Source organism: Candidatus Accumulibacter sp. ACC003, from assembly GCF_907163085.1.
Taxonomy (GTDB): domain Bacteria; phylum Pseudomonadota; class Gammaproteobacteria; order Burkholderiales; family Rhodocyclaceae; genus Accumulibacter.
In genome coordinates this window covers 337,581-356,337 of record NZ_CAJQTX010000006.1, presented here as the reverse complement: position 1 = coordinate 356,337, position 18,757 = coordinate 337,581, and the positions used below count along the sequence as shown (strand labels likewise).

Sequence of the window (18,757 nt, the reverse complement as noted above, 5' to 3'; positions counted from 1 at the left end):
CGCCATGAAGGCAATCGAGCAAGTGATCGACGAGGCCTGGGAAAACCGCGCTTCGCTGCAGCCCGGCAATGCCGATGACACCATCGGCCTGACCGTCGCCGACGTCCTCAAGCGACTCGACGACGGCAGCCTGCGCGTCGCCGAGAAGATCGATGGGGCGTGGGTCACGCACCAGTGGATCAAGAAGGCCGTCCTGCTCTCTTTCCGCCTGAGCGACAACGCGCTCGTCGAAGCCGGTCCGCTGCGCTATTTCGACAAGGTGCCGAGCAAATTTGCCGATTACGACGCCGAGAAGTTCGCCAGCGGCGGCTTCCGCGTCGTGCCACCGGCCAGCGCCCGGCGTGGTTCCTTCATCGGCAAGAACGTCGTGCTGATGCCGTCGTACATCAACATCGGCGCCTACGTCGACGACGGAACGATGGTCGACACCTGGGCGACAGTCGGCTCGTGCGCGCAGATCGGCAAGAACGTGCACCTCTCGGGCGGCGTCGGTATCGGCGGCGTTCTCGAACCCGTTCAGGGCAGCCCGACGATCATCGAAGACAACTGCTTCATCGGCGCCCGCTCGGAAGTCGTCGAGGGATTTATCGTCGGCGAGGGCTCGGTGGTCTCGATGGGCGTTTTTCTCGGGCAATCGACCCGAGTTCTCGACCGCGAAACCGGCAAGGTCAGCTATGGCAGCGTTCCCCCTGGGTCGGTCGTCGTCTCCGGCAGCCTGCCGGCCAAAGACGGCAGCCACAGCCTCTATTGCGCAGTCATCGTCAAGAAGGTCGACGCGCAGACGCGCGCCAAGACCAGCATCAACGATCTGCTGCGCGGCGAGTGATCGCTTGCTGATCGGCTCTTGACGCGGTGGAAAAACCGATGATCCTCGACAAGCTGTTTCAGGTGATGGCCGACCGGCAAGCCTCGGACCTCTTCATTTCCGCCGGCGTGCCGATCCACATCAAGATCCAGGGCGTCACCGTACCGGTCAATCAGCAGATCATGGAACCGGCGATGACCGACAAGATCGCCCACGAGCTGATGACTCCCGAGCAGGCGCAGACCTTCGAAGCGACCAAGGAGATGAACCTCTCGGTCGGCGTCCCCAAGCTCGGCAACTTCCGGATCAACATCTTCCGGCAGCGCGGATCGATCGCGGTTGTCGTGCGCTACATCCTCGGCAATATCCCGGCGCTCGAAACCCTGATGCTGCCGGCGACGCTCGCCGACCTGGTCATGGAAAGGCGAGGCCTGATCCTGATCGTCGGCTCGACGGGCTCCGGGAAGTCAACGACCATCGCCTCGATGCTCGATCATCGCAATATCCACACGGCGGGCCACATCCTGACCATCGAGGATCCGATCGAGTACCTGTTCAAGCACAAGAAGTCGATCGTAAACCAGCGCGAAATCGGCATGGACACGCTCGGCTGGAACAACGCCCTGAAGAGCGCCATGCGGCAGGCACCCGACTGCATCCTGATCGGCGAAATCCGTGACAAGGAAACGATGCAGGCGGCGATTGCCTACGCGCAGACCGGCCACCTGTGCCTCGGCACCCTGCACGCCAACAACAGCTATCACGCGCTCAACCGGATCATCAACTTCTTTCCGCTGGAAAGCCGCAGCGCACTGTACATGGACCTGGCGGTGAGCCTGAAGGCGATCGTTTCGCAGCGACTGGTCAAGATGAAGGAAGGCGGCAAGCTGGCGCCAGCGGTCGAAGTCCTGCTGAACAGCTATCACGTGCAGGAGCTGGTCGAGCGCGGCGACATCCCGGCGCTCAAGGAAGCGATGGAACAAAGCCTGGCGCCCGGTTCGCAGACCTTCGAGCAGGATCTTTTCCGCCTCTACCGCGGCGGCTTGATTACCCTCGAAGAAGCGCTGCGCAACGCCGACTCACCGACCAACCTGTCGTGGCTGATCAATAACAGCGACCACGTCGATCCGCCACGGGGCGATGACAAGCGTAGCGACAAGTCGTACGAACTGTCGATGACCGACCCCAGCAGCGCCTCGTTCAAGGAGTTCACGATCAGCATGAACGACGACGCCGAGGACGAATACGACGAACGCGCCAACAAGTAGCCAGCCGGCAACGACTTCCGAGGCGACCGTCGAGCTCGCCGAGCAGCTCATTGCCTGCCGCTCGGTGACTCCGCAAGACGCCGGTTGCCTGCCGCTGATCGCCGCGCGCCTGCGAGCGATCGGCTTCGACTGCGAATTTCTCGACCGCGGCGGCGTCAGCAACCTCTGGGCGCGGCACGGCCACGGCAGCCCGCTGCTGTGCCTGGCCGGCCACACCGACGTCGTTCCCAGCGGCCCAGCGAGCGAATGGCACAGCGACCCGTTCACGCCGCAACGGCGCGATGGCCTGCTCTACGGCCGCGGCGCCGCCGACATGAAGGGCTCGCTGGCGGCTTTTGTCGTCGCCGCCGAGGACTTCCTCGCGAGCGCACCCGAACACGGCGGTACGCTGGCCTTGCTGCTCACTTCCGACGAGGAAGGCGACGCCATCGACGGCACGGTCGTCGTCACCGAGGCGCTACGCCAGCGCGGCGAGTTGATCGATTACTGCATCGTCGGCGAACCGACGGCGGTAAACACGCTCGGCGACACGATCAAGAATGGCCGCCGCGGTTCGCTGTCGGCGAAGCTGACCGTCAAGGGCGTGCAGGGCCACATCGCCTACCCACAGCTGGCGAAGAACCCGATCCATCTGGTGGCGCCGGCGATTGCCGAACTGGCGCAGACGATCTGGGACCAGGGCAACGAATTCTTCCCGCCGACCACCTGGCAGGTCTCGAACATGCACGCCGGCACCGGCGCCAACAACGTCATCCCCGGCCGCGTCGACATCGACTTCAACTTCCGTTTCGCGACCGCCAGCAGCCCCGCCGACCTGCAGGCGCGAACCTGCGCGCTGCTCGACCGGCACGGGCTGTCGTATGACATCGCCTGGACGCTCGGCGCCAAACCTTTCCTCACCGGCCGTGGCGCGCTGATCGACGCGGCGCTGCACGCGATCCGCGTCGAAACCGGCGTCGAAGCCGAGCTGTCAACCAGCGGCGGCACCTCGGACGGACGCTTCATCGCCGAAATCTGCCCGCAGGTGATCGAGATCGGTCCGGTCAACGCCAGCATCCACAAGGTCAATGAATGTGTTGAAATCGCCGCCCTGCCCCGACTCGCCGCCATCTACCGCGGCATTCTCGAACAGCTGCTGCCGCGCCATGTTTGAGCAGGCACAAAGCGAACTGCTGACGCTGCGCGACGTGCTGCGCTTTGCCGTCAGCCGCTACAACGAGGCCGGCCTTTTCTTCGGGCACGGCGCCGACAACGCCTGGGACGAAGCCGCGTACCTGCTGCTGCACAGCCTGCACCTGCCGCTCGATCGCCTCGAACCTTTTCTCGACGCGCGCCTGACCAGCGATGAACGCCGGCTCGTCCTGCAGGCCGTCGAGCGACGAATCAGCGAGCGCCTGCCGGTCGCCTACCTGAGCAACGAGGCCTGGCTCGCCGGCTATCACTTCTACGTCGATCAGCGCGTCATCGTGCCGCGCTCGTTCATCGCCGAACTGCTGCAAGAACAACTCGCACCGTGGATCGAAGACCCGGAGCGGGTGGCCACCGTTCTCGACCTGTGCACCGGCTCGGGCTGCCTGGCGATCTTCGCCGCCCACGCTTTCCCGCAGGCCAGCGTGGACGCCGTCGATATCTCGCCCGACGCGCTCGCCGTCGCCAGCCGCAACGTCGCCGATTACGAACTCGGCGAGCGCATTCGCCTGGTCGAAGGCGATCTTTTTGCCGGCGTCAGGAGCCGGCGCTACGACCTGATCGTCAGCAATCCGCCCTACGTCAAGGCCGAGTCGATGGCCAGCCTGCCCGCCGAGTATCGCTGCGAACCCGCACTGGCGCTGGCCAGCGGCGAAGACGGACTCGATCTGACGCGCGCCATCCTCGCCGCCGCGCGCACGCAGCTCAGACCCGGCGGGCTGCTGGTCGTCGAGATCGGCCACAACCGCGAACTCCTCGAGGCGGCTTTCCCGGAGACGCCGTTCACCTGGCTGGATACCTGCGCCGGCGATCAGTACGTCTTCCTGTTGCATCGCGACGACTTGCCGTGAGCCGCTGCCAGCAAGCGCTGCGCGACGGCGTGCTGGCCACCTGGCGGCGCCTGCTGCTGAGCTTCGCCGTGCTGGCGCTGCTCGGCTGCAGCCAGTCGATACCGCTGGCGCCGCTACCGGCGGGCAGCCGCGTCCTGGCCTTTGGCGACAGCATCACCTTCGGCACCGGTGCCGCTGTCGGCGACGACTATCCCCGTCACCTGGCGGCGCGCAGCGGCTGGCAGGTGCATAACGCCGGCATTCCCGGCGAGACCGCCGCGACAGCGCGCGGCCGCATCGACGCGGCGATCGCCGAGGCCCGGCCGGCGCTGGTGATCGTCGAAATGGGTGGCAACGACTTCCTGCGACGACGCCCCGAAGCGGCGGTCAAGGAAGACCTGCGCGCCATCGTCGCGTCGATCCGAGCGTCGGGAGCGCAGGTCGTCCTGGTCGCCGTACCGAAGTTCTCGCTGCTCGGCGCGGCCACCGGCCGCCTGCCCGATTCGCCGATCTACGCCGAGCTGGCCAAAGAAGAAAAGCTGCCGCTGGTCGCCGGCGTGCTCGCCGAGACGCTGTCCGACCCGGCGCTGAAAGCCGACCCCATACACCCCAACGCCGACGGCTACCGGAAACTCGCTGACGGCATTGCCGAGCAACTGCAACGCGCCGGCTTGCTGAGCAAGCGCTGAACACCGAAGGCGGTGAATGGCGAAGGCGGGCGCAAGCGCGCAGCGGCAGAACCACATGGACCCACCGATGACAACCGAAACGCCACAGAGAATCCATCGCCACGACTACACGCCGCCGCCATTTTTGGTCGACGACGTCGAACTCGACGTGCATTTCAACGCCGGCGAAGTGCTGGTCGACAGCCAGCTGCGCCTACGCCGCAATCCGGCAGTAGCGCCCGGCGCCGACCTGCAACTCGACGGTCAGGGGCTCGAAACGATCGCCGTGGCGATCGACGGAAAGCCACTGAGCAAGGACGACTACAGATGCAGTGAGTCGCTGCTGCGCATCGCCAACGCGCCAGACGCGCTGACACTGCGCACGCAGGTGCGCATCGACGCCGACCACAACAGCAGCCTGTCGGGGCTCTTTCGCTCGAAAGACGGCTATTTCACGCAATGCGAAGCGCAGGGTTTCCGGCGCATCACCTGGTTCCCCGATCGCCCGGACATCATGTCGCGCTACCGCGTCACGCTGCACGCCGACAAGGCCAGCCTGCCGGTGCTGCTCGGCAACGGCAACCCCGCCGGCAGCGGCGACGAGGGCGACGGCCGCCACTGGGCGCGCTGGGACGATCCCTTCGCCAAGCCCTGCTACCTGTTTGCCGTGGTCGCCGCCCGCCTCGACGTGCTGCGCGACCAATTCACCACCTGCAGCGGCCGCACAGTCGAACTGGCGGTGTTCGTCGAAGCCGGCAAGCTCGACCAGTGCGCGCACGCCATGGACGCGCTCAAGCGCGCGATGCGCTGGGACGAAGAAGTCTTCGGACTCGAATGCGATCTCGATCACTACATGATCGTCGCCGTCGGCGACTTCAATATGGGCGCCATGGAAAACAAGGGGTTGAACGTCTTCAACACCAAGTACGTCCTCGCCCGCGCCGACACCGCCACCGACAGCGACTACCAGAACATCGACCGCGTCGTCGCCCACGAATACTTCCACAACTGGACCGGCAACCGCGTCACCTGTCGCGACTGGTTCCAGCTGTCGCTAAAAGAGGGCCTGACGGTCTTCCGCGACCAGGAATTCGGCGCCGACATGCACAGCCGCGCGGTCGTCCGCATCCGCGACGTGCGCACCCTGCGCGCCGCCCAGTTCCCCGAGGACGCCGGCCCGATGGCGCACCCGGTGCGCCCCGATTCGTATATCGAGATCAACAACTTCTACACCAGCACGGTCTATGAAAAGGGCGCCGAAGTCGTGCGCATGATCCAGACGCTGATCGGCCAGGAAGCGTTCCGGCGCGGCATGGACCTCTACTTCGAACGTCACGACGGCCAGGCGGTGACCTGCGACGACTTCGTCGCGGCGATGGCCGACGCTTCCGGAGTCGACCTGACACAGTTCAAGCGCTGGTACGCATACGCCGGCACGCCGCACCTGCACGCCAGCGGCAGTTACGACGCCGAGCACCGCCGTTACACGCTGACGCTGGCGCAGTCGCTGCCATCCGCCGCGCCGACAGCAAGCAGCGACGACTCGCCGCTGTTCCACATGCCGGTGGCGATCGGCCTCAACGGCGCGCACGGCGAAGACCTACCGCTGCTGATCGCCGGCGAGGGCAGCGCCGCCGGCAGTGGCTGCACGACGCGCGTCGTCTCCCTGACCGAGCGCGAGCAGCAGTTCGTCTTCGAAGACCTCTCAGACGCTCCCGTCGCCTCGCTGTTGCGCAACTTCTCGGCGCCGGTGATTCTCGACTTCGCGTACAGCGACGAAGAACTGACGCAGCTGCTGGCGCACGACAGCGACCCCTTCAACCGCTGGGAGGCCGGCCAGCGTCTGGCCAGCCGGCTGCTCCTGGCGACCGCCGACGAACTGGCGCTCGGCCGCCAGGCGCTCTGGCCACAAGGCATCATCGACGCCGTCGCGCGGCTACTCGAGCACGCCGACGACGACCCCGCCTTCGCCGCCGAAGCGCTGACCTTACCTGGCGAAGCGACGCTGGCCGAGCACATGACGCGGGTCTACCCCGACGCGCTGCACGCCGCGCGCAACGGCCTGCGCCGTTTTCTCGCCGAACAACTGCGCGCGCCGCTACTGCACACCTACCAGTCGCTGGCCGCCAGCGGCCCCTACCAGCCGACACCGGCCGACGCCGGCCGGCGAGCGCTGCGCAACGTCTGCCTCGGCTACCTCGGCGAACTCGACAGCGACGAGACGCGCCGCCTGGCGATGGCGCAGTTCGCCGCCAGCGACAACATGACCGACCAGTTCGCCGCGCTGGCGACGCTGGCGCAGGACGACTGCCCCGAACGCGTTCGCGCGCTCGCCAGCTTCTACGAGCGCTGGCACGACGAAGCGCTGGTGGTCGACAAGTGGCTGTCGGTCCAGGCGGCGAGCCGTCTGCCCGACACGCTGGCGGTGGTCAAGGGCCTGCTCGAGCACCCGGCCTTCGATCTGCGCAACCCCAACAAGGTCTACGCGCTGCTCAACACCTTCGGCAACAACCACGTCCGTTTTCATGCCGCCGACGGCAGTGGCTACCACTTCCTCGCCGAGCAGATCGCTCGCCTCGACCGCCTCAACCCGCAGGTCGCCGCGCGTCTAACGCGGCGCTTCGATCGCTGGCGCAAGTTCGACGAAGCCCGCCAGCAACACGCCAGACTCGCCCTCGAAAAGCTGCGTTCGCTCGACGGCCTGTCGTCCGACGTGCGCGAGATCGTCGGGCGAGCGCTGGATCAGTAAGCCGCATTCCGACCTGTCGCAAAGCCAGCGCGCAGTGCAGCAGGGGAAACGGCAGCCGAGGTAGAAATTGGCCAGATAGTGCTTGAGCGCGGCCGATCGCCTCTGTATAATTCGCCGCTTCAGCAAGGCAAGGCGCCCGTAGCTCAGTTGGATAGAGTACTTGGCTACGAACCAAGGGGTCGGGCGTTCGAATCGCTCCGGGCGCACCAATAGATTCAAACACTTAAGCCACCTCCAAGGTGGCTTAAGTGTTTCTGGCAAGCGGTTGCATGAAAATGTGCCCAACAAAGTGCCCAACAGATGAGTAGGCTTGGACCTTGACCTAATCGTCCGCATGAATAAGCACTCGGCAGTGAATCTGTTCCACCCAGCCCCAAAGTGACGAGTAATGACGGGTGTCGCGCGGAAGCAAGGCTTGGCCCCCCCCCGGGACGAATCCCCTATTCGTCAGCCACACCCAAGAGCAAGAGCCACCAAACCCGGTCGCCAATAGATCCAGCGAGTCCCGTCTGGTACGGCATACGTAAAGCCGTGAAGTGGTGGCATTGGCAGGCCCGTTTGAGGCGACGGCGTGCGCCGACAAGCTCTTGTGCACTCAGCGGTTCGGACCGCTCGACCGAAAGGGGCAGCACACGGGTTCCAGGATCGTGGGGGACACGTCCGCGCAGTCAACACGGATATGCGCATTGCGCCTGAATTGCGCGAGCCCGGCTTTGATCCCGTCAACGCGCGGACGGCCACGAACTACCGAAAGTTCGCTACGCCACGAAACAGTTACCCACCCTCAGCGCCGTATGAGATTAGTGAGAATTATTGAAGATGGCTGCTTCTAGAGCGGCGTTCACGAGTTCGGCGAAGGGCCCACCTGACCGAACCGACTCGCCCGGATCTGCTCGCTGATCCACGTCTGCACCTCAGCCTCGACCCATCCCGACGAGCGCCCGAGCTTGATCTGTTTTGGAAATTCGCCCCGCTTGATCTTGTCGTAAATCGACGATCGGCCAAGCCCTACCATGGCCTTGACCTGGGGAAGACGTATCAACCGTTGATTCATAGCATCACCTCACGTTCCGTCGGACAGACCCGATTAACCCGCGCCAGGAATCGATTTCATGAGTCGACTTTAGTACGGCGACGAGAGAATCACGGTGCCGAAATGCGAACTTTTCGTGCGCATTTCGCACGGCGCGGGACGCTGGCGGTGAATGGTGGAGGGCAATTGCTCTACGAGGGATGCGGCGATCAAGCAGGAGCGCCGGTGCCGATTGCTCGCAGCGAGTGTCATTCTCCTGACGGCACCAAGCGGCCTCTAACCGATCCACAAACCGACGACAGGCCGGTGTTTGAATTGGCCTGGCATTCACTCCCTGGGCAAAGACGTCGACAGAATTTGATCATCGCCACCGAGGTTGTGCAGGCAGCGCCACCACCAGAACCGTCTAGCTGTTGTTGCCTTCGCCTTTGCCAGCCACTGCTTGCTTGAAGACGGCACCCGCAGAAAACTTGGGCACCGTCGTGGCGGCGATGTTGAGCTTCTCGCCGGTTTTCGGGTTCTTGCCTTCGCGAGCCGCGCGCGGTGCCGCTTTGAAAGAGCCAAAGCCCACCAGTGTCACCGAATCGCCGTTGGCGACCGCTGCCACGATTTCTTCAAGCAGGACATCGACGGCACGGCCCGCGGCCACTTTGGACAGATCAGCTTTGCTCGCCAGCGCTTCAATCAGCTCGGACTTGTTCATCAAGGTACTCCCTGTTGGTGGTTATTGAGGGCCCGATTCTCGCATCATTGCCGCCGGCGACTCACCCGAAAGCACGCGTGACGCCGCGTCAAGGTCGATCCCTTCACTTGGCGGCTGTCCGTCACGACACAGATTGAGCTCGTAGCGAACGGCAAATGGAATCCGCTTGCCATCCTTGGTCGGCACTTCGTCCTGGATCAGCGTGGCCTCCAGGCGAGCACAACCGGCCTCGGCAAACTTCCTCAGTGTTCTGACCTTAACCCGCACCGGCGAAAACGACCGCGTCTGCCCCTTGAAGAACTCCGCCATCCGCCCACTCAGCTCCTCGTCGGATCGACCATCGGGCGCATCGATCGCCGCGATCAGAACCTGCTTCAGATCGGCAGCAACAACGTCTGTGGTGCCGAGCAGAGCCAGCACGGACAGCGCCATCGCAAGCTTTTTCAGACGGATCTTCCTCGCGCTGGTAGCCGAAGTTCTGCTGTATGTCTTTGTATTTTTTTAAATAACGGTGGATGAAGCGAGATCGGCTTCTGCCTACGCAGCGCGCTTCTGGGCTTTTGGCTTGAGGGGGAAGGCAAGGCCAATGGCACCGAGGATCTGTGCCTGTTGCTCGTCCGGGCGCGGCAGGTGAGTGTGACGCTGACCGTTGCGGTCGGTGCTGTAGAGGTAGGTCAGTCGTCCGAGCGCCAGTAGGGCGTCGTCCGAGGTAATGGCGGTACTACTGCTTTCGGTCGTGCCGAAGGCCTGACGCAGCCCCGCTTCAAACTGTCGGGTGATCTTCAACGCCAGCATCGCCACGAACACATGCGCTTTGGTGCGCTCGGCCTTGCGCAGGAAGATCGGACGGATTTCCAGGAAGGCGGTCTTCACGGTGCGGAAGTTGCGCTCGACTTTTTGCAGGTCCCGATAGCGCGCATCGACCGTCTTGGCATCCATCATGTCCACCGGCACGTTCGTTTCCAGGAGGTAGCAGCCGTCGAGCAGAGCGTCCTGCGCTTTGGCCTCCTCGTCGATAGACCAGACAATGACGCGTTCCTCCAGCGTCAGCGTGACAAACCCGCTGAGCTTGTGGCGCTTGGCCCAGTTCTGCAGGGCGGCCAGGCCTGTCGCGGCGCTGGCGCGGGTGGAGTCCTTGACGAAGGCGTTACGTGCGGTGATCTTTGCCTGCAACTGGGTCAGCTTGTCGTCCCGCCGCCGCTCCTCGCGTACCCGCACGGTATCGTTGCGGCGCACGATCAGGCGCTTGTCGCCGTGCTCCACCTCGCACAGATGCGCGTCGAAGAGATCCGTCTGCAACACGCCCTGCTTGAGAAAGGTACGCACCTGGGCGTCAATATAACGAAAGCCCTGCGCCGACAGCGCCGCTTTCCCCTTGGCTTTGATCATCCCCCGGTCGCCGACCAGCACCACCTCGGCCAGGCCGAATTGTTCTTTGAGAATCGTGATCTGACTGGCCACCGTCGTCGGGTCCGCTGTGTTGCCTTCGAAGACTCGCACAGCCAGGGGCTCCCCGTCCTCCGCGGTCAATAAACCGATGACGATTTGCTGCTTGCCCCGCTTGCCGTCGCGGTTGTAACCGTACCGCCCCAATTCGTTGCATTCCCCTTCAAAGTAGCTCGAGGTGACGTCGTAGAGCACCAATACCGGTGGCTGGCCCTGTTGTTTGACATAGGCCTGGTACAGCTCGCGCTCAATGCGCTCCTGCTGGCTCGCCAGCCAGTCCAGCGCCGCGTAGAGATCATTCTCATCAAAGTCGTCCACCCCCAGCACGCTGGCCACCGCGTGCTGCTGCGCCCAGCGCACCGCCGACAACCGCGACCCACCATGCGCGATGCGTGCCAGAATCAGGAACAAGTTGAGCTTGCTTTCCGGGGCCGTGCCCAGCACCCGCGTGATGCCCACCTGGTCAGCCAGATGCTTGAGCGCAAACAGAACACCGAAAATCTCACCACTGGTCATCTCCCCGGACCAATCGTCGAACTCGCCTTTCACCAGACGTTCCATCGCGGTGATCTGCTCCGCAGACCAATTCGTCAGATTGGCGATAGTCCGTGTGCAGACCTTGCCCCCCTCGCGATACGATTCGCGAAGCAGAATGGCTGGCCTAGACTTGCGGTTGGGGATGTGGGCGATGTACATGCCGACACTTAACAATATAACGACATGTTTGTAAAGCCGTAAATACATTGTTACATGCCTACGCGTTCGGGCGATTTATGGCTTACTTCAATTACATCAACGACTTACATTGATGGTGCGTGGAAGATCCGTCAGAGGTGCTTTCATCGAATCATCTCCCCGAGAGAATGCACGCCATCCACCTGTCCAAACGCATCGCGCTGCCCTCGCCCGGACAGAAAAGCGTGCTCAGTCATCACCGGTTATAGTAGCTATTGACGCGCTGCTCGACGGTGCCCCGGACGTTCTGCCCGATCGACGACGCAGTAGGTACGCGCACGCTGGCCGTGACTTCCGCGATGAACTCGCTCAGGTCGATGCGCGAGAAATCGAGCCGTTCGAACTCCGCAGGTGTGAATCCGGAACAATCCGGATGCCTGCCGCTTCCCCAGCTCTTGCCGATCTGTCCCCTGCCCTGTTCATTGATCAACCGGGCCAGGCGAGAATTGAAGCAGCAATACGACTGGGTCTGCTCGATGCACGTCCTGATGATCGGCACCCGGACCGAGCAGAAGGACCCCACCGCGACACAGAGATTGGCATCACGGTGCATCGCCAGCAGTTGCTCGGCCTGATCACACGAGAGCAGGTCCGAGAGCAACTCGAGGGCCACCGCCACGGCTAACGAGTAAGGATCGAAATAGAAGTTGAAGCTGCCCAGCGACCCGATAGAAAAAATCGGCCCGCCGAGCAGGCCACTGGTCATTGTCCCGGTGGACAAGGTCAGCCCATAGAAACTGAACGACGGCTGGAAATTCGTCGGCGTAAACAGCACCTCGGACGAAATCATCGCTTTCGCGCCCGCTTCGAGATAGCCCGCGTACTGCGGGTACATGAAATCGAAGACGTACTTGCTGCCTGCGTTCACCGCCAGCTGCCCTCCCGCATACGCCCCCTGGATCGCCGCCGACATCAGCGCGTTGTTGCTTTTCGCCGCGCCACCGCCGCCCTTCTTGCAGCAGTTCACCAGACCAAACAGCTTCTTGCGACACTGCTCCGTGACGCCCGTGAACAGCCGCTGATCGCCGCCATAGACCCCCGCTTCGCGCGCCGCCTCCAGCGTGGCCATGATCTTGCCGAAATCCTCATCGGCCGGATGACTCGTGTCGAAGCAGTTACCGCCCTGGCAGAACGCCGCCTGATCGCACACCGTGCGCTGCGTCTGGACCGCCGGTGAGGTCTGGCACGAGTAGGTGCGCTCGTTCAGGTCGCAAGCGCCCGACGGCAGACGATCAACACAATCGCTGCCCACCTGGGTGCATCCCCGGTCGATCAGTTCCTGACAGTCATCGCTCAGCGCTGTCGCGGCGCAGGTGTAGTCCTCCGACCACGCCCAGCAGGAGTCGCCCGCACTTTGGGCCCGTTCCGGCAGCGGCGAGACGCTGTCCAGGCAGACCTGCAGGCCGTTGATCGTCTTGCACGGCGTGTTGGACGAAGCCGCTACGCGGAGGAAACCCCGGTGCTGTCGTCGCGTTGACTCAAGATGTGACCTCGCCCCTCATCCGAGGGATGTTCATGACGAATGCGAGGTTACCGCAAGATGGAAGAGATGTCCCCTGTCGCAACGACGATTTTTGACACGAACTACGAGCTGCACCAGAAGCACCTGAAGCTCAAGGGCTTGCAGCCGAAGACGATCGACGCGTATTCGCGCGCGGTCCGCCGGGTGGGAGATTACTTCGCTCATCAGATCGACGATCTGAGCGAGGCCGACCTGTTGGATTACTTCGCCGACCTGCGTGAGACGCACTCCTGGAGTTCGCTCAAGCTCGATCTGTACGGGCTCAAGTTTTACTACGAGCACGTGCTGAAGAAACCCTGGGTGGCGCCCGGTCTGATCAAGCCGCCGCGCTCGCTGCGCCTGCCGGACATCGTCACGGTCGAGGAGACCGAGCGGATTTTTCTGGCCACGCAGGTGCTCAGTTACCGCGTTTTCTTCTTCACCCTCTACAGTCTCGGCCTGCGCCTGGGCGAAGGCTTACGGCTGACGGTCGCCGACATCGACGGCGCGCGCGGGCGGGTGCATATCCGCGATGCCAAGGGCAACAAGGATCGCCTGGTGCCGCTGCCGACGGCCACCTACCGACTCCTGCGTTGTTTCTGGCAGCGCCACCGTAATCCCGTTCTGCTGTTTCCCAATCGCCGCGGCGGCTTGCCAGGTGCGAGCAGCGCCAGGACACCGCTCAATCGCAGCGGCGTTCAGAAGGCACTGCGGGCGGTGGTCGAATCCTGCGGGCTAAAAAAAACATTTCGCCGCACAGTTTGCGTCACGCCTATGCCACGCACCTGATCGAGGCGGGCGTCGAGCTCACCGAGGTGCAGAGCATTCTCGGCCATCACTCGATTCTCACGACGGTTCGCTACACCCATCTGACGGATCAAACCCGGCATCACGCCATCGACCGCATCAACGCGCTGATGGACCGCTTTTGTCTGAGCAAGGGGACGCCGCGATGATCCGCCTCGGCTCTGTCATTGCCGAATTCGAAGCGGACTTCATGACGCAATTTCGCCACCGCCTGAGCTTCGATCAGCTTCGGGCACTCTCGGCGATGCGCGATTGCCGCGGCCCGGCCAGCCCGATGATGCAGCTCCAGTGCGAAGGCTGCGATCAGCAAAAACTCGTTCCGCATTCCTGCGGCCATCGCCTTTGCCCGCACTGCCAGCACCACGAGAGCCAGCAATGGCTGGAACGTCAGATAGAGCGCCTCGTCCCGGCCGACTACTTTCTGCTGACCTTCACGCTGCCGGCCGAATTGCGCGGGCTCGCTGCGGCGCACGCCGACGTCGTCTTCGATGGCTTGATGCGCTGTGCCTGGGAAACGGTGCACCGCTTCAGTCAGAACGACCGGCAGTTGCAGGGCACGCCCGGCGCCATCGCGGTCCTGCACACGCACTCGCGTCGGCTCGACTTCCACCCGCATGTCCATCTCGTCGTCCCCGCGGCAGCGATCGATGCCGCGAAGCAGCGCTGGCGACGCAAGCGGCGCGGCAAGAACGGCACCTACCTGTTCAACGAGAAGGCGATGGCCAAGGTCTTCCGGGCCAAAATGCTGGCGGCGATCGAGGCGGCCGGCATTTGCCTGCCGGCGTCCTATCCGCGGGAATGGGTAGCGCACTGCAAATCGGTGGGCAGCGGCGAGAAGGCCCTGATCTACCTCGGTCGTTACCTCTACCGCGGCGTCATCCGTGAACAGGACATCCTCGCTTGTAAGGATGGGCGGGTGAGCTTCCGCTACCGCAACGCACAAACCGGCAAGTCGGAAAAGCGCTCGCTAGCCGGCGCCGATTTCCTCTGGCTGATCCTCCAGCACGTGCTACCCAAGGGCTTTCGCCGCGCCCGCAATTTCGGCTTCCTGCACGCCAACTGCAAGCGCCTGATCAGTTTGCTGCACCGCTTGCTGAAGTTCGATCCCAGCCGCTTCACGCCGCCGCGCAAGGAGCGGCCAGCGATGCTTTGCCCGTGCTGTGGCTCCGTGATGTCAATTGTCCGGACGCGTATTCGATCAACATCGCCCGCCTTCGTCGCTGCTCCACCGCTCGTCGCGATCGCTGCCTGATCGTGTAAGCCGCCTTCACAGCGCTGTCCGGCCGCCTTTGGGACTTCAGTTTCCCCAAGCTGAGTGACGGGGTCGCCCGGAGTTCAGTGGCCGGGACGCCAAAACGGCCGGATTTGCGCGATCTTCGCTGACGGTGCCGCAGCGCGCGGCGACGGCCCGCTCCCCGCCCTTCGGCATTCATGCCTGCGGGGTAAATCCAAAAAAGATATTTGCAGAGGGCGCGCCCAGCGCTCCGGCCCGGGCTCGTCCAACAAACGGATCAGATCGTGGCTTCGCACGATCTATCCTTATTCGTTGCACTGCAAATCGGTGGGCAGCGGCGAGAAGGCCCTGATCTACCTCGGTCGTTACCTCTACCGCGGCGTCATCCGTGAACAGGACATCCTCGCTTGTAAGGATGGGCGGGTGAGCTTCCGCTACCGCAACGCACAAACCGGCAAGTCGGAAAAGCGCTCGCTAGCCGGCGCCGATTTCCTCTGGCTGATCCTCCAGCACGTGCTACCCAAGGGCTTTCGCCGCGCCCGCAATTTCGGCTTCCTGCACGCCAACTGCAAGCGCCTGATCAGTTTGCTGCACCGCTTGCTGAAGTTCGATCCCAGCCGCTTCACGCCGCCGCGCAAGGAGCGGCCAGCGATGCTTTGCCCGTGCTGTGGCTCCGTGATGTCAATTGTCCGGACGCGTATTCGATCAACATCGCCCGCCTTCGTCGCTGCTCCACCGCTCGTCGCGATCGCTGCCTGATCGTGTAAGCCGCCTTCACAGCGCTGTCCGGCCGCCTTTGGGACTTCAGTTTCCCCAAGCTGAGTGACGGGGTCGCCCGGAGTTCAGTGGCCGGGACGCCAAAACGGCCGGATTTGCGCGATCTTCGCTGACGGTGCCGCAGCGCGCGGCGACGGCCCGCTCCCCGCCCTTCGGCATTCATGCCTGCGGGGTAAATCCAAAAAAGATATTTGCAGAGGGCGCGCCCAGCGCTCCGGCCCGGGCTCGTCCAACAAACGGATCAGATCGTGGCTTCGCACGATCTATCCTTATTCGTTGTCCGTGCAGGTGTGCGCGGCGTGGACGCAGTTGCTGCTTTCCGACAGCGAGGTGCAGCCGCTGGTGTCGAGTGTGTTCGAGGTGATGGTGTACGAGGTGTCGAGTTGCACGACCGTCGGCGGGTTCGTCGCCGCCGCCACGTTGGTGCACCGATACTGGCGCGTGTATTGATTGCACGACCCGTCAAAGGCCGTGCTGTCGCACGTTGAAGCCGCCAGGGAACAACCCGCGGTGGCCTTGATCGCCGCGCAGTAATCGAGCGGGTTGTCGGCAATGCACGAATAGTCATCCTGATAGCGCCAACAGATCGCCGTGGAATTCAGCCCGCCTTCCGGCGGCTTGACGCCAGCAAGGCAAACTGTGGCCCCACTGGCATCCAGCTTGCACGGCGTCGAATCGACACAGGTATGCGCCGCCAGCCGGCAGCGCGCATTCTGCGCATAGCTGCTGCAGGCACTGGCGTCGGCAGCGTCGGTGAGCAGCGTGTAGCTATTGCTCAAGCGCAGCGTGTTGCTCGGCTCCCCCTGATCGGTGCCGCACTGGAAAGTCTTGCTGTAGGTGTTGCACGTCCCGTTGAACGCCGTGTCGCTGCAGGTCGAACCGATCTGCCCGCAGCCTGCCGTGGTCAGCGCGGCGCAGTAGTCGATCGCCTCGGGCTTGATGCACGTGTAGGTGTCCTGATACTCCCAGCAACCGCCGACTTGTGCGAGCGTCACCACGATGCCGGAGATCGTCTTGCTCGCGCTGCTATCGACACAGGTCGAACTCGCCAGCTGACAGTCGCCGGCGATCGCCCGGCCAGCGAGAGTCATGGCGAACAGCATCGCAAGCAATGCCTTCATCACTGTGCTCGCTGCTGCAAGCTGGCGCACTCGCTCGACCGCCAACTGCTGACCGTCGTGGACATCGGCAGCTGCAGCGCAGCCCCGGTGCCGCTGCCGCCGGCAGAGTTGCAGCCGGCACTGACGTTGCGCACTGAGGGTGTGCAGGTGGTCGCGCTGCAGCTGACGCTGAAATAGACGTAGAGATGGCAGCCATAACCCAGATCGCTGACGTAGTGATCGCTGATCGATTGACCCGGCGCGACCGCCACCGGAAAACGACCGTAGCTGCCATCCCAGGAATAACCCAGCGGGCGATAGTCGAAGCGATTGGCACCGTCGCCGGAACGGTAGGGTTCCACCTCGTACGATCGGCCATCGCTGCCGCAATAGATGTTCATCGCCATGTACGGATCGACGCAGTGGCCGCAATCGACGAAGGCCGTGCGCCCGAGCCAGACACCGGGCGTGCATTGGCCAAATCCGACAGTGACGGAGACCCCTCGCCGACAACTCAGCGACTCGTAGCCCTGCACGGTCTGATTGCACTGGTAGCGGTAGCGGGTATCGACCGCGATCTGTTGGCCAATGACGCAGGAGGCATTGCTCACCGATTGCATCTGTTCAACGCACTGGTAGCGGTGATGCTGATCGACGCTGATCTGCCGCGCGGTCGAACAGAAAGCGCTGCTCACCGGCCGGTAGTCATTGCAGGTTTCCTTGCTGAACGACGCGGGCTGGGTCTCGGTCACCACCCGGCACTGTTCGGCAGGATTCCCGGCGGTGATGCCGGTGCCGCTCATCGTGGGATTGCGGACCAGCGCTCGGGCACGACTGATCAGCGGATCGTTGGCGCGATCGATCGAGAACGCCGGTCGCACCGCCGGGTTGCGCGCCACAAAATTGACGGCGTCACACTCCTGCCGCCGGTAGGAATCCACTTCAGGGGCCTGGCTAGCGCAGTCGATGATCTTGGCCGCCCCCGGCCCCGACAATTGGCCCTGCCCCGCCTGGAACACTTGTGATTGGGGAGTGGGCTGTCCGAACCCCGGCACGGTCGCGGCGCCGGTGCCGTTGCCGATTCCCTGGAAGGCGCTGTCGATCGTGCCGGCGCCCAGCGCTTTGCCCTTGGCAAACGCGCTGCTCGCAGCATCTCCCTGCGCCCAGGCACGACTTGCCAGGAGCAGCGCGATGAGCAGCCAGTACCGCTTGCTCATCGCCGTGATCCCGAGAGTCGTGAGGCATAGCGGCGCGCCACATCGGCCCACGCCGGCGCCTGTCGCTCGATGAGATCGAGCGCATAGTCCTGTGTGACATCACCGTCGACGCGGATGAAGCTCGACACCGGGGCGCAGCCGTCTTCGCCGATCTTTGACGCCTGGCCGGATCGCGCCAGCACCAGTGCCGGCACCTGGTGCACCTTGAACTGCTTGAAGGCCGGTGGATGAATGATCGCCGTGACCTTACGGTCGCCGACCAGTCGCGCGATCTCCTCACCCATCCGCGTGAGCGAATTCCCGTGAAGTCCGCGCAGGACCAAGACGGCGCCGGATTTCTCTGCCTGGCTGACGATTCGCTGCAGCGTTTCCTTCGGCAACGAAAAGGAAACAAACACCATCAACTCCGGGACATCCTTGCCCGGTGCCGAGCTTGGTGGGGCCTGGCGGTAGGTCTCAGCCATCCGGGCAATGTCGGGGCCTGTGGTCGCCGGCTGGGGCAGCTTGGTCGGATCGGGAACCGTCAGACGGCCAGTGGCCTTCCGCACCTCGATGGCGTTCAGCGCAGAACCCATTCGCTCTCGGGCTGCCCGTAGCTCGCTGTCCGCGGGTCCTACGCCTTGAGCCAGCGCGAACGTCATCAGCCCACCCCAGGCGCCGACGCCGAGGCAAAGCACCCACGGCGAGATCCACGAT

At 63.7% G+C, this 18,757-nt stretch carries 15 protein-coding genes, 1 tRNA gene and 2 pseudogenes; 10 read left to right on the top strand and 8 right to left on the bottom strand.

All coding sequences use genetic code 11. The annotated features are described in order from the left end of the window. Positions 1-4: 4 nt before the first annotated feature. The 7 genes and pseudogenes from dapD (at position 5) to QZ656_RS14875 (ending at position 7,717) form a co-directional block, all read left to right on the top strand. Positions 5-826, top strand: coding sequence for a 2,3,4,5-tetrahydropyridine-2,6-dicarboxylate N-succinyltransferase (gene dapD / locus QZ656_RS14905; RefSeq protein ID WP_291994124.1), 822 nt, complete (start codon positions 5-7; stop codon positions 824-826). Between the two features lie 38 nt (positions 827-864). Then, positions 865-2,073 (top strand): PilT/PilU family type 4a pilus ATPase, encoded by a 1,209-nt coding sequence (locus tag QZ656_RS14900; protein WP_291994123.1) that lies wholly within the window; start codon positions 865-867, stop codon positions 2,071-2,073. 13 nt (positions 2,074-2,086) lie between these two features. Beyond that, positions 2,087-3,226, top strand: a pseudogene (dapE, locus tag QZ656_RS14895) (succinyl-diaminopimelate desuccinylase); the annotation flags it as partial. After that, the gene (prmB, locus tag QZ656_RS14890; protein ID WP_291994122.1) at positions 3,219-4,112 is read left to right on the top strand and encodes a 50S ribosomal protein L3 N(5)-glutamine methyltransferase; all 894 of its coding nucleotides are present in this window, start codon (positions 3,219-3,221) and stop codon (positions 4,110-4,112) included. The pseudogene dapE and the gene prmB, both read left to right, overlap by 8 nt. After that, complete coding sequence (locus tag QZ656_RS14885) at positions 4,109-4,780, top strand: GDSL-type esterase/lipase family protein (RefSeq protein ID WP_291994121.1); 672 nt, start codon at positions 4,109-4,111, stop codon at positions 4,778-4,780. The genes prmB and QZ656_RS14885 overlap by 4 nt, the downstream gene beginning before the upstream one ends. Before the next feature lie 67 nt (positions 4,781-4,847). After that, positions 4,848-7,508, top strand: coding sequence for an aminopeptidase N (gene pepN / locus QZ656_RS14880; protein ID WP_291994120.1), 2,661 nt, complete (start codon positions 4,848-4,850; stop codon positions 7,506-7,508). Positions 7,509-7,640: 132 nt separating this feature from the next. Beyond that, positions 7,641-7,717, top strand: a tRNA-Arg gene (locus QZ656_RS14875). 632 nt (positions 7,718-8,349) lie between these two features. Here QZ656_RS14875 and QZ656_RS14870 read toward each other — a convergent pair. From QZ656_RS14870 to QZ656_RS14850, 5 genes are all read right to left on the bottom strand, one after another. Further along, the gene (locus QZ656_RS14870; RefSeq protein ID WP_291994119.1) at positions 8,350-8,562 is read right to left on the bottom strand and encodes an AlpA family transcriptional regulator; all 213 of its coding nucleotides are present in this window, start codon (positions 8,560-8,562) and stop codon (positions 8,350-8,352) included. Positions 8,563-8,947: 385 nt separating this feature from the next. Further along, positions 8,948-9,244, bottom strand: coding sequence for an HU family DNA-binding protein (locus tag QZ656_RS14865; RefSeq protein WP_291994118.1), 297 nt, complete (start codon positions 9,242-9,244; stop codon positions 8,948-8,950). 21 nt (positions 9,245-9,265) lie between these two features. Beyond that, complete coding sequence (locus tag QZ656_RS14860) at positions 9,266-9,676, bottom strand: hypothetical protein (protein WP_291994117.1); 411 nt, start codon at positions 9,674-9,676, stop codon at positions 9,266-9,268. Positions 9,677-9,781: 105 nt separating this feature from the next. Next, positions 9,782-11,251: an IS1634 family transposase gene (locus tag QZ656_RS14855; protein ID WP_291994116.1), complete on the bottom strand. Its 1,470-nt coding sequence runs from the start codon at positions 11,249-11,251 to the stop codon at positions 9,782-9,784. 370 nt (positions 11,252-11,621) lie between these two features. Continuing rightward, a complete protein-coding gene (locus QZ656_RS14850) occupies positions 11,622-12,815 on the bottom strand; it encodes a conjugal transfer protein TraN (protein ID WP_291994227.1) in 1,194 nt (397 codons plus the stop codon). A 132-nt stretch (positions 12,816-12,947) separates the two neighbouring features. On the opposite strand from QZ656_RS14850, the pseudogene QZ656_RS14845 reads away from it, so the two are divergent. The 3 genes and pseudogenes from QZ656_RS14845 to QZ656_RS14830 all read left to right on the top strand — a co-directional run bounded on the left by QZ656_RS14845 (position 12,948) and on the right by QZ656_RS14830 (position 15,726). After that, positions 12,948-13,882: pseudogene (locus tag QZ656_RS14845) on the top strand (site-specific integrase). Further along, positions 13,879-14,985: a transposase gene (locus QZ656_RS14835; protein ID WP_291991620.1), complete on the top strand. Its 1,107-nt coding sequence runs from the start codon at positions 13,879-13,881 to the stop codon at positions 14,983-14,985. Before QZ656_RS14845 ends, QZ656_RS14835 begins: the two are co-directional and overlap by 4 nt. 63 nt (positions 14,986-15,048) lie before the next feature. Further along, the gene (locus tag QZ656_RS14830; RefSeq protein ID WP_291994115.1) at positions 15,049-15,726 is read left to right on the top strand and encodes a transposase; all 678 of its coding nucleotides are present in this window, start codon (positions 15,049-15,051) and stop codon (positions 15,724-15,726) included. A 287-nt stretch (positions 15,727-16,013) separates the two neighbouring features. Here the strand turns inward: QZ656_RS14830 and traN are convergent, their stop codons facing one another. Genes traN through trbC form a run of 3 tightly spaced genes read right to left on the bottom strand, consistent with a single transcriptional unit; the run spans position 16,014 to position 18,636 of the window. Further along, positions 16,014-16,865, bottom strand: a complete 852-nt coding sequence (gene traN / locus QZ656_RS14825) for a conjugal transfer protein TraN (RefSeq protein WP_291994114.1) — start codon at positions 16,863-16,865, stop codon at positions 16,014-16,016. After that, positions 16,865-18,061, bottom strand: coding sequence for a hypothetical protein (locus QZ656_RS14820; RefSeq protein WP_291994113.1), 1,197 nt, complete (start codon positions 18,059-18,061; stop codon positions 16,865-16,867). Before QZ656_RS14820 ends, traN begins: the two co-directional genes overlap by 1 nt. Next, complete coding sequence (gene trbC, locus QZ656_RS14815; protein WP_291994112.1) at positions 18,058-18,636, bottom strand: type-F conjugative transfer system pilin assembly protein TrbC; 579 nt, start codon at positions 18,634-18,636, stop codon at positions 18,058-18,060. Before trbC ends, QZ656_RS14820 begins: the two co-directional genes overlap by 4 nt. Between the last annotated feature and the right edge of the window lie 121 nt (positions 18,637-18,757).

Bases quoted from the DNA above. Each gene is read 5' to 3' on its own strand.
- dapD (WP_291994124.1), top strand. From the start codon at position 5: ATGAAGGCAATCGAGCAAGTGATCGACGAGGCCTGGGAAAACCGCGCT.
- QZ656_RS14900 (WP_291994123.1), top strand. From the start codon at position 865: ATGATCCTCGACAAGCTGTTTCAGGTGATGGCCGACCGGCAAGCCTCG.
- prmB (WP_291994122.1), top strand. From the start codon at position 3,219: ATGTTTGAGCAGGCACAAAGCGAACTGCTGACGCTGCGCGACGTGCTG.
- pepN (WP_291994120.1), top strand. From the start codon at position 4,848: ATGACAACCGAAACGCCACAGAGAATCCATCGCCACGACTACACGCCG.
- QZ656_RS14870 (WP_291994119.1), bottom strand. From the start codon at position 8,562: ATGAATCAACGGTTGATACGTCTTCCCCAGGTCAAGGCCATGGTAGGG.
- QZ656_RS14865 (WP_291994118.1), bottom strand. From the start codon at position 9,244: ATGAACAAGTCCGAGCTGATTGAAGCGCTGGCGAGCAAAGCTGATCTG.
- QZ656_RS14860 (WP_291994117.1), bottom strand. From the start codon at position 9,676: ATGGCGCTGTCCGTGCTGGCTCTGCTCGGCACCACAGACGTTGTTGCT.
- QZ656_RS14855 (WP_291994116.1), bottom strand. From the start codon at position 11,251: ATGGAACGTCTGGTGAAAGGCGAGTTCGACGATTGGTCCGGGGAGATG.
- QZ656_RS14835 (WP_291991620.1), top strand. From the start codon at position 13,879: ATGATCCGCCTCGGCTCTGTCATTGCCGAATTCGAAGCGGACTTCATG.
- traN (WP_291994114.1), bottom strand. From the start codon at position 16,865: ATGAAGGCATTGCTTGCGATGCTGTTCGCCATGACTCTCGCTGGCCGG.
- QZ656_RS14820 (WP_291994113.1), bottom strand. From the start codon at position 18,061: ATGAGCAAGCGGTACTGGCTGCTCATCGCGCTGCTCCTGGCAAGTCGT.
- trbC (WP_291994112.1), bottom strand. From the start codon at position 18,636: ATGGGTTCTGCGCTGAACGCCATCGAGGTGCGGAAGGCCACTGGCCGT.